Here is a 13,132-nt window from a genome sequence, read left to right as displayed (position 1 = left end):
CGGTGTCAGCCGGGCCGGCGGCCGACGGCGAAGATCCGACGGAAGGGCAGCACGACGCCGTGCCCGGTGTCGGCGTACGCGCTGCGCAGGCGCGCGCGATACTCCTCCTCGAAGGCGGGGCGGAGCTGATCGGGCAGCGCCTGCAGCGTGGGCCGGGCGCCGGTGCCGCTGACCCATTCGAACACCGGATCGGGTCCGTGCAGCACGTGCAGGTAGGTGGTCTCCCAGGCGTCGGCCTCGAGGCCGAGGTCCTGGAAGGCGCGCAGGTACGTCGCCGCGTCATGGGAGGAGGGCACGGCCACGTCCCGCAGATGCTGCGCGTAGGGCTGCCGTGCCGCCAGTTCGCGCCGGATCGTGTGGCTGGGCTCCTCGAAGTTTCCCGGGACCTGCATCGCGAACCATCCGCCAGGGGCGAGCATCCCGGCCAGGCGCGGCAGCAGCTCGAGATGCCGCGGCACCCACTGCAGAGCAGCGTTGCTGACGAGCACGTCCAGCGGCGCGGACGGCTCCCAGTCCCGCAGGTCCGCGAGCTCCGCTCGGATGCCCGGGCGCTCACGGGCGCGCTCGATCATCGCCGGGCTGGAATCCACGGCGATGACCTCTGCCGCGGGCCAGCGCTCGGCGAGCAGCGCGGTCAGCGTGCCCGGTCCCGCCCCGAGGTCGGCCGCCCGTCGCGGTGCCTCGGCACGGAGGCGGGCGGTGAGCTCGAGGAACGGGCGAGCCCTCTCGTCCCCATAGCGCAGGTACTGCTCCGGGTCCCACTCATGAGGCATCGGCACTCCCTCGATCGTAAAATATTTTGACGTCAAGATATATCTGATCGGTCCGGGTGGCAAGGAGGGGCCGCGCCGCGCACCGTCCCCTCACAGCGGCGCGGTGACGGTGACCTCGGTGCGCGGCTGGACGAGCGACACCTCCTCGCCCGGTGCGACCCAGCCGCCTGCGAGCGCGGGGTCGTAGGCGGTCTCGACCACGGTGAGCTCCGTGCCGGAGGCCACGGTCGCGTCGATGCGAATGCTCTGCCCGGCGCGGAGACCGTGGATGGACAGGCTGGTCAGACCATCGGCGGAGTCCACCTCCGTCCCGTCCACGGTGACATCGGCGAGGACGCCCGCCGCAGGCTCGAGCGTGAGCGCCGAGCCCTCCCGCGGTGCCGTGATCGCCAGGCGCGCCCGCCCGTCCCCGAGGTGCTCGACCTCGACCTCGGGCAGGTCGAGGGCGGAGGTCGACCGGGTCCCGTCGAGGGCGCGACCCCACTCGGTGCTCCCGGAGACCTCCCAGCGGGTGCTCCCGTCGGCGCCGTCGACATGGGCGACCGCCTCCTCCTGGGTGGGCTCGGGAGCGGCGAGGGTCCAGGCGGTGCCCGCGACGGCCAGGCCGAGCGCGAGCGCCGCGGGGAGCACGGGGATCAGCAGCCGCTGGGGGCGAGGCCCCGTACGGCGTCCGGGGGCGGCGCTGCCGAGCAGCAGCGGGCCGGCCGCCGCCAGGGCGACCAGCGCGGTCCCGGCCAGCCCGCCGGCGGAGGAGGCGATGCCGAACTCCCCCAGCGACTGCAGCTGCGTGCCGAGCAGCCAGCCCGTCGGTGCCAGGGCGAGAGCCCGGACGAGGAGGCCCGCCGGTCCAGGGAGCAGCGTCGCGAGCAGGATCCCGGCGGCCGCAATCGCGGCGGGCAGGATCATCGATGCGCCGAGAGCCGGCGAGTACAGCCCGAGCGCCGCGAGCAGGAAGGTGACCACGAAGGAGGCGCCGAGCAGCACCGCGGCGCGCGGGACGAGCATGCGGGCGAGCACCCAGCCCGCGCTCGCCACCGCGGCGGCGGCCACCAGCTCCGCGAGCAGGAAGAGCTCGGCGCGCACCGGCTCGCGTGCGGTCTGCGAGAGCATCTCGGGCGTGACCTGGGCGGTCATCCGCCACAGCGCGAAGGCTCCGAGAACCGCGGCGGGGATGACCAGCAGGGTGACCACGGCCCCGAGGGCGGTGGCCACCCCTCCCACCTCGCCCCGACGACGTCGCACGAGCACCGCGGCGAGCACCGCGAGGGGCGCGAGCAGGCCGAGCATGCTCAGCACGGTCGGCGGGATCCGGACCACGCCCCAGGGCGCAGTGGTCTGGACCGGGTCCTCCGCCTCGCGGTGGGCGAGTGCGCCCAGGTCCCGTTCCCCGAGCTCCCGGGTCAGGGCGAGAGTCAGCTCGCCGTAGTGCTGCAGGGTGCCGGGATCGAGGTGCTCGACGTCGTCCTGGGCGGAGTGGTAGGCCCAGGCCTCGCCGATGATCGCCATGTCCATCCCCCACCAGCCGGACTCCCGGTAGGCGGTGAAGTCGGTGTCGTTGGGGATGAGGGCGAACAGCGCATCGCTGAAGGACTCGAACTCGGGGCTCGGCGCGGCGCCGATCACGGTGTGCATCGGGCCGCTGGTGCGGGTGATCAGCGGCCTCCCCGAGATGCCGCGCGCCTCGTGGTTCAGCACCACGACGGGCTCGACGAGCTCATCCGCTTCCTCCGCGAGGTAGTGCTCGGCGCCCAGCAGCCCGCGCTCCTCGCCGTCCACGAGCAGCACCACCAGGTCGTTGCGCAGCGCCTCGGGCCCCAGGGCGCGCACGGTCTCGAGGATCACCGCGAGGCCGACGCCGGCGTCGGCCGCCCCCGGAGCGTTCGGCACCGAGTCGATATGGGTGGCCAGCACGATGGTCCCGGTGGGGTCGCTGCCGGGACGGGTGGCGACGAGGGTGCGCACGTAGCCGGCGCTCGCCTCGGCGCCCTGCGCGCTCGCCCCGACGCCGTCGACGGTGCGGGTCTCGACGTCGAGCTCGGTCAGCTGGGAGGCGAGCTCCTCCCGTGCCCGATCGTTCGCGGCCGTGCCGACCGGGCGGGGCTCGGCGACGATCGGGGCCGCGGCCCCCGCGGCGCGCTCCGCACTGAACTCCTCCGCCGGGGCATCGGCCCCCCGCGGGGCGGTGGTGCCGCGGGAGGCGACGCCGGCGCAGACCGTCGCCAGCAGGACCAGCAGCAGCATTGCCGCCTGCCACCGCGGTGCGGTCGCTGCGGCGGCGCCCTCCGCCGTCGAGGGGGCAGCTGCGGGCACGGCGTCGTCGCCGGGAGGTCTCGTCATGAGAACTTTCTACAGCCCGCCCGCTCCGTGCGCATCGTCCGGGCGGAGGAGAGGCACGTTCCTGGCCCGGCGCCGCGGCCACACGGCCCCCAGCCGGGGCGGACCGTCAGCCGCTCAGCGTCTCGAGGCCCTGCAGGTCGGAGAGCTGGCCGGCCGCCTCGAGCAGTGCCGCCCGGAACGCCAGCAGCGAGGGATGGCCGGCCGCGCCGGCGCGGGCGGCGGTGTAGAGCGATCGGTGGGGGTGACCGGGCAGTCGCAGCACCCGAGTGCCGCCGAGATGCTCGGCGGCGATGATGCCCGGCACCACGGCGACGGCATGCCCCGAGCGGACCAGGTGCACCTGCAGCAGGGGATCCGGAGTGGTGAAGCGGACGTGCGGCTCGAACCCCGCCGAGCGCAGGTAGGTGCGCTCCCAGAGGCCGGTGCGGCTCGTCGAGGGATCCAGGGCCCAGGGGGCCTCGGTGAGATCGGCGAGGGTGCGCGCCTCCGTCCAGGAGCCGGTGTCCGGGAGCACCAGCAGCAGCAGGTCGCGCAGCAGCGCCTCGCGGTCCGTGCCGCGGCGCACCACCCGCTGGCCGCCCGGGTAGTCCTCCCCGAGGATCACGTCGTACCGGCGCGCGAGCAGTCCCTCGTACGCATCCTCGACCTCCTGCTGCGCCATCTCGAGCTGCAGCTGGGGGTGGTGCCGTGCTAGCACCCCCACCGCCGCCGGCGCCAGGGCGATCATCGGGGTCTGGAAGGACGCGACCCGCAGCACGCCCGCGGCCTCGCCCTCCGCGAGGGCGAGCTCGGCCTGAGAGGTCTCCGCGAGGGCGAGCATCTCCTCGGCGCGCCGGGCGAGACGGACCCCGGCGTCGGTGAGCACGACCCGTCGGCCCACCTGCTCGAACAGGGTGACCCTCGTCTCCCGCTCCAGCAGGGCGAGCTGCTGGGAGACCGCGGAGGGGGACATCGACTGCGCTCTCGCCACGGCCGACATGGTCTCCAGCCTGTGCAGTTCACGCAGCAGGAACAGGCGATGCAGGCTCAGCACGGACCACTCTCCCTTCGTGAAGTTCTGCTTCACGATACAGGTCGAGAACATTCGCTGGACCTGACTCGTCCACGCTGTGCACAGTGGAGCGGTGACGACTTCCTCCTCCACCGCGACCACGGCCTCCGTCTCGACGTCCGGCGCGCCGCGCCCCTCCTCGGGCGTGCCGTTGACCCCGGTGCTGTTCATCCTCGGCTCGTGCCTCTCGCTGCAGATCGGCGCCGCGCTCGCCACCCAGCTGTTCCCCGCGATCGGTTCGTGGGGCACCACGGCGCTCCGCCTCGGCATCGCCGCGGTGGTGCTGCTGCTCCTGGTGCGCCCGAAGGTGCACCGGTTCACCCGGCAGCAGTGGCTCGCGGTGATCGTCTTCGGCGTCGTGATCGGCGGGATGAACGGCGCGTTCTACGCCTCGATCGCGCGGATCCCGCTGGGCACCGCCGTGGCGATCGAGTTCCTGGGCCCGCTCACCGTGGCGGCGGTGCTCTCCACCCGCCGCACGGATCTGCTGTGGGTGATCCTGGCTCTCGGCGGCGTGGGCCTGTTCGGTCTCGAATCGGCCACCGGCGCCGCCTCCCTGGATCTGCTCGGTGTCCTGTTCGCACTGGTCGCGGCCGTCTTCTGGGGCCTGTACGTGCTCTCCAGCGCGCGGGTGGGAAGGCTCGTGGCCGGGCAGGACGGCCTCGCGGTCGCGATGGCCGTGGGAGCTCTCACGGTGCTGCCGTTCGGGGCGCCGGGCGCGGTGAGCGGCCTCCTGGACCCCTCCCTGCTGCTGATCGCGCTGGGCACCGCGGTGCTCGCCTCCGTGCTGCCCTACACCCTCGAGCTCGCCGCCCTGCGCCGGCTCCCTCGCCACGTCTTCGGCATCATGCTCAGTCTCGAGCCGGTCGTCGCACTGCTGGCCGGGATGCTTCTGCTCGCCCAGGAGGCGACCGCGCTGCGGATCACCGCCGCGCTGCTCGTGGTGGCCGCGAGCGTCGGGGTCACCCTCACCGCGCGCAGCACCCCGGCCGCCGAGCCGCAGCCGGCGGACGAAGCCCCGGGCTGGGACCTGCCCACCCCCACCCATGCGACCGTGACCGGGGAGATGCCGCTGCTCAGCGAGGAGGACCTGAGATCCTCCGACGCCGACGGCGCGGAACGGGACTGAGCAGCGGCGTCCACGGGCGGATCCACCGGGCCCGCCTCATCGCTCGAGGACGGGGACGATCCGATCGATCGTCCTCTCGAGCGCACGGCGATCGTCGCCGGAGACGATCCGGAACGCGACCATCTGCAGCGGGAACGCGTCCCGGTGCACCGCAGCGCGCGCGGCCGTCGGCTCGTCGGTGAGCTCGCCGATCACGTCCCAGCCGTGCCACCAGGCGAGCGAGGCGATGTCCTCCGCCGGGTCCTCGTGGGTCGCGAGATCCCAGTCGAGCACGGCGGAGACCCTCCCCTCGCTCCACAGCACGTTCTCCCCGCCCAGATCGACGTGGGAGAAGCAGGTCCCCTCATCGTGGATCTCGAGCGCGCAGAGCGCATCGGCGCGCCGCCGGGCCTCGGTTCGGACCCGGGCGGGCAGGAGCGGCGGCACCTCGTCGCGGAGCACCTCCTGCCACCGCTCACCGCCGGCGAAAGCCCTGCGCACAGCAAGGTCCGGGTGCTGCGGGTCGATCGGCAGCTCGTGGATCGCCTCCAGCAGTTCCCGCAGAGGCGCGCTCTCCCCGTGGCCGGGAGGATGGGGTCGTCCGTGGAGCCGGGCGGTCGGCACCGCGGTCACGCCCTCTGCCACGACCGGCTCGCCGCGGGACACCGGCACGTCGAACGGCAGTCGGGGCAGGGCGTCGACGAGACGCTGGGTGCGCAGCAGCTGCTCTCCCGCTGGGCGGTGGCGAGCGATGCGTACTGCGGTCCGGTCCGTGAGCACGACGTGGGAGGTGGTGCCGTGCTCGACGGTCTCCACCTGATCGGGAGGGGTGGGATCCCCCGCCGAGCGCAGCGCTTCGAGGATCAGCTGCTCGAGGAGCTGCTGATCGAGGAGCTGCGGTCCCGACGGGGGCATCGCCCTGCTCACCCTCCGCTCAGGCGCGGGACCGGGCGTTCCGGTTCAGCGCCGAGGTGATCGCCTCGAGCGAGGCGCGGGTGATCGACCCGTCGATGCCCACGCCCCAGAAGATGCGGTCGTCGATCTCGCACTCGATGTACGAGGCGGCCAGCGAGTCGTCGCCCTCGGTGAGGGCGTGCTCGGCGTAGTCGAGGATCCGCACGTCGATCTTGCGCTCGGCCAGGGCCTTGACGAAGCCGTCGAGGGGGCCGTTGCCGATCCCGGTGACCCGGTGCTCCTCGCCGTCGACCACGAGGGTGACGGTGATCCGGTCCGCGCCGTCGCCGGTGGACTCCTGATGCACGTCGCGGAAGCTGTAGCGGCCCCAGCGACGCTCCTCCTGGGATGTGGGGAGGTACTCGTCGGTGAAGACGTCCCACAGCGTCTCGGGGCTGACCTCGCCGCCGTCGGAGTCGGTGCGCTCCTGGACGATGCCGGAGAACTCGATCTGCAGGCGGCGCGGGAGGTCCAGTCCGTGCTCGGTGCGCAGCAGGTAGGCCATGCCGCCCTTGCCGGACTGCGAGTTCACACGGATCACGGCCTCGTAGGAACGGCCCAGGTCCTTGGGGTCCACCGGCAGGTAGGGGACCCTCCAGACCATGTCGTCGACGTCCTTGCCGACCTTCTCGGCGTCGGACTCCATCCTCTCCAGGCCCTTCTTGATGGCGTCCTGATGGGAGCCGGAGAAGGCGGTGAAGACGAGGTCCCCGCCGTAGGGGCTGCGCTCGGGCACCGGCATCTGGTTGCAGTGCTCGACGGTGCGCCGCACCTCCCCGAGGTCCGAGAAGTCGATCTGGGGATCGATGCCCTGGCTGAACAGGTTCAGGCCCAGGGTCACCAGGTCCACGTTGCCGGTGCGCTCGCCGTTGCCGAACAGGCATCCCTCGATGCGGTCGGCGCCGGCCAGGTAGCCGAGCTCGGCCGCGGCGACGCCGGTGCCGCGGTCGTTGTGGGGGTGCAGGGACAGCACGATCGAGTCGCGGCGGTCCAGGTTCCGGTGCATCCACTCGATCGAGTCCGCGTAGACGTTCGGGGTGGCCATCTCGACGGTCGCCGGGAGGTTCACGATCATCTTGTCCGTGGGGGTGGGCTTGAAGACCTCGATCACGGCGTTGCACACCCGCAGCGCATACTCGAGCTCGGTGCCCGTGTAGGACTCCGGGGAGTACTGGTAGGTGACCGCCGTGTCCGGGATGGTCTCCTCGTACTTCTTGCACAGCAGCGCGCCCTGCACGGCGATGTCCAGCACCGCGTCCTGGTCGGCGCGGAAGACGACGTCCCGCTGCACGACCGAGGTCGAGTTGTACAGGTGCACCACCGCGCGCCTCGCCCCGGCGATCGCCTGGTAGGTGCGCTCGATGAGGTGCTCGCGGGACTGCGTGAGCACCTGGATCGTGACGTCCTCGGGGATGCGGTCCTCCTCGATGAGGGCGCGCACGAAGTCGTAGTCGGTGCGGGAGGCGGAGGGGAATCCGACCTCGATCTCCTTGTAGCCCATACGCACCAGCAGCTCGAACATCCGCAGCTTGCGCTCGGCGTTCATCGGGTCGATGAGCGCCTGGTTCCCGTCGCGCAGGTCCACGGCGCACCATCGCGGCGCGCGCGTGATGCGGCGCGTGGGCCAGGTGCGGTCCGGCAGCTCGACCCGGATCTGCTCGTGGAAGGGCAGGTACTTGTGGGTCGGCATGCCCGAGGGCTGCTGGGGCGCGTCGCCGGTGGGGCCGACGACGGGGGCCGACGGGTCCCCTTCCGCGGCGACAGCGGCGAGGGCGGGGGTGGTGATCGTGGGGTCAGTCATCTGTGGAGGTCCTTCTCGCTGGGGGTACCGGTCGCCGGACAGCACGTCAGCCGCGACAGGCTCCCGGCGGTTCAGGACCCGTCGCGGCGGCGAAGCAGAAGCAGCGATCCACGCACGGGGTCACCGTAGCACCGCCGGGGCGAGCGTTCGGCGACGGCCACGATGCGAACGCCACTCCCCCGCTCTCCTCGCCTCAGAAGCCCAGCCGGCCCAGCTGCTTGGGGTCCCGCTGCCACTCCTTGGCGACCTTCACCCGCAGATCGAGGTGGACCTTGCGGCCCAGCAGGGCGTTGATCTCCTGCCGGGCGCGGGAGCCGACGTCCTTCAGGCGAGAGCCGGCACGGCCGATGATGATGCCCTTCTGGCTGTCGCGCTCGACGAACAGGCTCGCGCGCACCACCACACGGCCGGTGCCCGGCTCGACCGGGGTGAAGGCGTCGCCGTCCGGGTCGACCTCGACCACCTCCTCGACGAGCACGGCGATGGAGTGCGGCAGCTCCTCGCGCACCCCCTCCAGGGCGGCCTCCCGGATCAGCTCGGAGATGCGGTCGTCGCGGGTCTCCTCGGTGAGCTGATCGTCGGGGTAGAGCTGGGGGCCCTCGGGCAGCTGGGCGGAGATCACCTCGAGCAGCACGTCGATCTGCTCTCCCGTGACCGCGGAGATCGGCACGATCTCGTCGACGTCCATCAGCTGGTCCACGCTCATCAGGTGCTCGGCCAGCACGTCCCGCCCCACCAGGTCGGTCTTGGTGACGATCGCGACCACCTTGGGGCCGCGCCGACCGCTGCGCATCTCCTGGAGGTCCTCGGCGATGAATCGGTCCCCGGGCCCGATCTTCTGGTCCGCCGGCAGGCAGAGGCCCACCACGTCCACCTCGCCGAGGGTCTCGCGCACCAGATCGTTCAGCCGCTCTCCGAGCAGGGTGCGGGGCCGGTGCACGCCAGGGGTGTCCACGAGGATGATCTGGGCGTCCTCCCGGGTGACGATCCCGCGGATGGCGCGGCGCGTGGTCTGCGGCTTGGAGGAGGTGATCGCGACCTTCTCCCCCACCAGCGCGTTGGTGAGCGTGGACTTGCCGACGTTGGGCCGCCCCACCAGGGCGACGAAGCCGGCGCGGTGCACCGGCGATCCTCCGTCGGTGCGCGGCGCGCCCGTCTCCGGATCGGGGGCCGCGCCGGGATCTCGGTCGGGATCCGTGTCGGGACCCCTGTCGGGATCTGTGTCGGGGTCTCGGTCAGCGCTCATCGTCATCCTCCTGGTCGGTCTTCGGGATCTGGTCGCCCTGCGGGGCCCTGCGCACCAGCACGGTGGACAGCCGCTTGCGCCGTCCGGCGGTCTTCTCGGCCTCGAGCTCGAGGCCGTGGACGACCGCGTGGGCTCCCGGGATCGGCACCCGACCGGTCACCTTGGCCAGCAGTCCGCCGACGCTGTCGATGTCGTCGTCCTCGATCTCGAGGTCGAAGAGGTCCCCGACCTCGGAGAGACCGGCACGGGCGGGCACCCGGTAGCGGCCGTCCCCGAGCTCCTCGATCTCGGGCTCCCGGGGATCGTGCTCGTCGGCGATCTCGCCCACGATCTCCTCGAGGATGTCCTCGATGGTGACGATCCCGGCCACACCCCCGTACTCGTCGACCAGCACGGTGATGTGCACGTGGCTCGTCTGCATCTGCGCGAGCACCTCGTCCGCCGCCACGAACTCCGGGGCGAAGCGGGCCGCGCGCATGATCTCGTGCACGGGGCGCTGCGGGCGCGGGTCCCAGGGCGAGTGGATCGCACGCATCACGTCCTTGACGTACAGCATCCCGCACAGGTCGTCGACGCTGGCCCCGATGACGGGGATGCGGGAGTACCCGGAGCGGACGAAGAGCCGCATGGCCGCGTCCGCGCTCGAGTCCGCGCTGATCGCGACCATGTCGGGACGGGGCACCATCAGCTCGCGGACCATCGTCTCCCGCAGCTCGAAGACCCCTTGGATCATGTCGCGCTCGCCGTCGCGCACGTGCTCGTCCTCGAGCGCGCGGTCCACGTTGCGGCGAGCCTTCTCGGCCCCGTCCCCCGGGTTCTCCTGATAGCCGGGACGCGCGGCGAGGGACGCTCCGACCGTGGTCAGCGCACCGGCGGGCAGCCACAGGATCGCGCGGACCGCGGCGACCAGGTTCCGGTTGGAGATCAGCACCGCTTCGGGGCGACGACGCCCGATGGTGCGCGGGGAGATCGCGAGCACGATCAGCACCAGCACGCCCGCGACCGCGAGGGTGGCGATCCCCGGGAGCACCAGGCCGGAGTATCCGAGCCGGTCCCGGACGGCGACCGCGATCCCCGCCACGGCGGCGACCATCACGGTCTCGGCGAGCATCCGGGCGAGCGAGACCGAGGCGAGGGTGCGCGCGGCGTCGGCCTGCTGGGCGAGCACCCGCTCGCGCACCCCGACGGGCCGCTCGGCGAGGGCCTTCTCGAGCACACCCCGGGAGACGGACATCTGGGCCGCGTCGACAGCGGTGAGCACGGCGGCGACCACGCCGGCGAGCACGACCAGCGGGACGAGCACCAGCAGTGCGAGCGTCAGCATGGGCGGAGTGGGTGCGGCTGCGAGGGAGGTTCCACGTCGGCGTCGGTCAGTGCGCCGGACGGGAGGCGAGGAAGGTCAGCAGGAGCTTGCGCTGGAGATCGAACATCTCCGTCCGCTCGTCCTCCTCCATGTGGTCGTAGCCCAGCAGGTGGAGGATCGAATGGACCGTCAGCAGCAGCATCTCCTCGACGGCGCTGTGACCGGCCTCCGCGGCCTGCGCCGTCGCGACGCTCGGGCACAGCACGACGTCGCCCAGCAGGCCCTCCGGGGCGGGGTGCTCGGCGCTGCCCGGGGTGAGCTCGTCCATCGGGAAGCTCATCACGTCCGTCGGGCCGGGGAGGTCCAGCCACTGCACGTGCAGCTTCTCCATCGCGTCCTCGTCGACGAACAGGATCGACATCTCGGTGGACGGGTGGAGGTGCATCGCCTCGAACACGAAGCGGGCCAGCTCGACGAACTCCCGCTCGTCGACGAGGGCGGTGGTCTCGTTGCGGATCTCGATGGTCATGCTCAGCTCCCCGTGCTCGGGCGGTGTCGGGAGTCTCGGCTGCCTCCCGGGCGGATCTCCCAGCGACCGTAGGCCTCGACGATGTCGCTGACCAGCCGGTGGCGCACGACGTCCCGCGAGGACAGACGGCAGAAGGAGATGTCGTCGATGCCCGAGAGCACCTGCTCGACCACGCGCAGCCCGCTCTGCTGGCCGCCCGGAAGATCGACCTGGGTGACGTCACCGGTCACCACCATGGTGGAGTTGAACCCGAGACGGGTGAGGAACATCTTCATCTGCTCGGGCGTGGTGTTCTGGGCCTCGTCGAGGATGATGAACGCGTCGTTCAGGGTGCGTCCGCGCATGTACGCCAGCGGTGCCACCTCGATGGTGCCCGCGCCCATCAGACGAGGGATCGACTCCGGATCGAGCATGTCGTGCAGCGCGTCGTAGAGCGGGCGCAGGTAGGGGTCGATCTTCTCGTTGAGGCCGCCGGGCAGGAAGCCCAGACGCTCCCCCGCCTCGACCGCGGGCCGGGTGAGGATGATCCGGTTGATCTCCTTGCTCAGCAGCTTCTGCACCGCCATGGCCACGGCAAGGTAGGTCTTGCCGGTGCCGGCCGGGCCGATCCCGAAGGTCACCGTCGAGGACTCGATGGCCTCGATGTAGCTCTTCTGCCCCATGGTCTTGGGGCGGATGGTGCGGCCCCGGGAGGACAGGATCGTGCGCGAGAGCACCTGCTCGAGCTTCCGCCCGCTCGCCCGGTCGTCCCCGTAGAGGCTCGCGGCCCGCTGGACGGCCTCCGCGGTGACGGCCTGGCCGGAGCTCGCCAGCTCGATGAGGGAGCGCATGATGTGCTCGGTGCGACGCAGGGCGTCCTCGGTGCCGCGCAGCGTCACCTGGTGTCCGCGCACGTGCACGTCGGTGTCGGGGACGGCGTCCTCGAGGGCGGCGAGGGCCTGGTCGTTCTCCCCGAGGACCTGGAACGGGCTGAGATGATCGGGGATGGCCAGCTTCCGCTCACGCGCCTCGGGGGCGCGGCCGGGGGCCGGGGACAGGGCGTCCGTCACAGTTCTCCTTCTGCGAGCTTCCCGCCCGCGAGGACGTGCGCGTGCACATGGAAGACCGTCTGACCGGCGCTCTCACCGGTGTTGAAGACCAGACGGAAGTCCCCGTCGGCCCGGGCGCCCGCCACCTGGGCGGCGACCTGCACGGTGTGGGCGAGCAGGGCGGGGTCGGCGGCGAGCTCGGTGACGTCGCGGCGGTGCTCCCGCGGGACGACGAGCACGTGCACCGGCGCCTGCGGATGCAGGTCCGCGAAGGCGATGACGCGCTCGTCCTCATGGACGCGCTCGGAGGGGATCTCCCCGGCCACGATCTTGCAGAAGACGCAGTCGGGATCCCGGTGCTCGGTGTCGGTGCTTCCCATGCGCTCGAGTCTACGGGAGCGAGGAACACCACCCGCACTTGGGGGCGGGGCCGGAAGTATGAGAAATTTTGATCACTATGACGAAGCTCGGAATCATCCTCGCCAGTGCCCGCCCCAACCGCGTGGGAGCGCATGTCGCCCAGTGGGTCCGCACCCATGTCCCCGCCGACGTCGAGGTGGACCTCATCGACCTCCGCGACGTGGCGCTGCCCGCCTTCGACGAGGTCACCAGTCCCAAGCAGGGCGAGCCCAAGGCCACCGCCCACGGCATCTCCTGGAGCGAGCGGATCGAGGCGCTGGACGCCCTGGTGATCCTCACTCCGCAGTACAACGGCGCCTACCCCGGATCCCTCAAGAACGCCGTCGACTGGCTCTACGCCGAGTGGGAGCAGCTGCCCACCCTGCTGGTCGGCTACGGCTGGGGCGCCGCGAACGAGGTGCTGCCGATGCTGGAGACGCTGATGAGCAGGGTCGGCGCGGACGTCGTCGGCTCGATCGGCCTCGGCTTCCGCGAGGACCTCTCGGTCGAGGGCGAGATGTTCGTGGCCGAGGAGAAGACGACCCTGCTGCGCGAGCAGCTCGAGCTGCTCGCCCGGAAGGCCCTCGCCCCCGTCGGCTGAGC

General features: G+C 72.0%; 12 protein-coding genes. 2 read left to right on the top strand and 10 right to left on the bottom strand.

Features of this window, described 5'->3' with window-relative positions:
* Positions 1 to 5: 5 nt before the first annotated feature.
* The 3 genes from ACT3SP_RS02445 to ACT3SP_RS02435 all read right to left on the bottom strand — a co-directional run bounded on the left by ACT3SP_RS02445 (position 6) and on the right by ACT3SP_RS02435 (position 4,194).
* Positions 6 to 773, bottom strand: a complete 768-nt coding sequence (locus ACT3SP_RS02445) for a methyltransferase domain-containing protein (protein WP_444585647.1) — start codon at positions 771 to 773, stop codon at positions 6 to 8.
* Positions 774 to 863: 90 nt separating this feature from the next.
* The gene (locus ACT3SP_RS02440; protein WP_444585646.1) at positions 864 to 3,110 is read right to left on the bottom strand and encodes a M28 family peptidase; all 2,247 of its coding nucleotides are present in this window, start codon (positions 3,108 to 3,110) and stop codon (positions 864 to 866) included.
* Between the two features lie 106 nt (positions 3,111 to 3,216).
* Positions 3,217 to 4,194, bottom strand: coding sequence for a LysR family transcriptional regulator (locus ACT3SP_RS02435; protein WP_444585645.1), 978 nt, complete (start codon positions 4,192 to 4,194; stop codon positions 3,217 to 3,219).
* Positions 4,195 to 4,234: 40 nt separating this feature from the next.
* Between ACT3SP_RS02435 and ACT3SP_RS02430 the strand changes: the two genes are divergently transcribed.
* Positions 4,235 to 5,290 carry an EamA family transporter gene (locus ACT3SP_RS02430; protein WP_444585644.1) on the top strand — a complete coding sequence of 352 codons (1,056 nt, stop codon included), beginning with the start codon at positions 4,235 to 4,237 and terminating at the stop codon, positions 5,288 to 5,290.
* A 36-nt stretch (positions 5,291 to 5,326) separates the two neighbouring features.
* Here ACT3SP_RS02430 and ACT3SP_RS02425 read toward each other — a convergent pair whose 3' ends face one another.
* From ACT3SP_RS02425 to ACT3SP_RS02395, 7 genes are all read right to left on the bottom strand, one after another.
* The gene (locus tag ACT3SP_RS02425) at positions 5,327 to 6,184 is read right to left on the bottom strand and encodes a phosphotransferase family protein (protein WP_444585643.1); all 858 of its coding nucleotides are present in this window, start codon (positions 6,182 to 6,184) and stop codon (positions 5,327 to 5,329) included.
* Between the two features lie 19 nt (positions 6,185 to 6,203).
* Positions 6,204 to 7,913, bottom strand: coding sequence for a 2-isopropylmalate synthase (gene leuA, locus ACT3SP_RS02420; protein WP_444585917.1), 1,710 nt, complete (start codon positions 7,911 to 7,913; stop codon positions 6,204 to 6,206).
* A 304-nt stretch (positions 7,914 to 8,217) separates the two neighbouring features.
* Positions 8,218 to 9,270, bottom strand: coding sequence for a GTPase Era (gene era / locus ACT3SP_RS02415; RefSeq protein WP_444585642.1), 1,053 nt, complete (start codon positions 9,268 to 9,270; stop codon positions 8,218 to 8,220).
* On the bottom strand, positions 9,260 to 10,594 hold the full coding sequence (locus ACT3SP_RS02410) for a hemolysin family protein (RefSeq protein ID WP_444585641.1): 1,335 nt from the start codon (positions 10,592 to 10,594) through the stop codon (positions 9,260 to 9,262). Before ACT3SP_RS02410 ends, era begins: the two co-directional genes overlap by 11 nt.
* 46 nt (positions 10,595 to 10,640) lie before the next feature.
* Positions 10,641 to 11,102 carry an rRNA maturation RNase YbeY gene (gene ybeY, locus ACT3SP_RS02405; RefSeq protein WP_444585640.1) on the bottom strand — a complete coding sequence of 154 codons (462 nt, stop codon included), beginning with the start codon at positions 11,100 to 11,102 and terminating at the stop codon, positions 10,641 to 10,643.
* Positions 11,103 to 11,104: 2 nt separating this feature from the next.
* Complete coding sequence (locus ACT3SP_RS02400) at positions 11,105 to 12,151, bottom strand: PhoH family protein (protein WP_444585639.1); 1,047 nt, start codon at positions 12,149 to 12,151, stop codon at positions 11,105 to 11,107.
* The gene (locus ACT3SP_RS02395) at positions 12,148 to 12,510 is read right to left on the bottom strand and encodes a histidine triad nucleotide-binding protein (RefSeq protein ID WP_444585638.1); all 363 of its coding nucleotides are present in this window, start codon (positions 12,508 to 12,510) and stop codon (positions 12,148 to 12,150) included. The genes ACT3SP_RS02400 and ACT3SP_RS02395 overlap by 4 nt, the downstream gene beginning before the upstream one ends.
* Before the next feature lie 77 nt (positions 12,511 to 12,587).
* Between ACT3SP_RS02395 and ACT3SP_RS02390 the strand changes: the two genes are divergently transcribed.
* Positions 12,588 to 13,130, top strand: coding sequence for an NADPH-dependent FMN reductase (locus ACT3SP_RS02390; protein WP_444585637.1), 543 nt, complete (start codon positions 12,588 to 12,590; stop codon positions 13,128 to 13,130).
* Positions 13,131 to 13,132 lie beyond the last annotated feature (2 nt).

The organism is Brachybacterium sp. AOP43-C2-M15, from assembly GCF_052446295.1.
GTDB lineage: Bacteria > Actinomycetota > Actinomycetes > Actinomycetales > Dermabacteraceae > Brachybacterium.
This window is presented reverse-complemented; position numbering and strand designations above follow the sequence as displayed.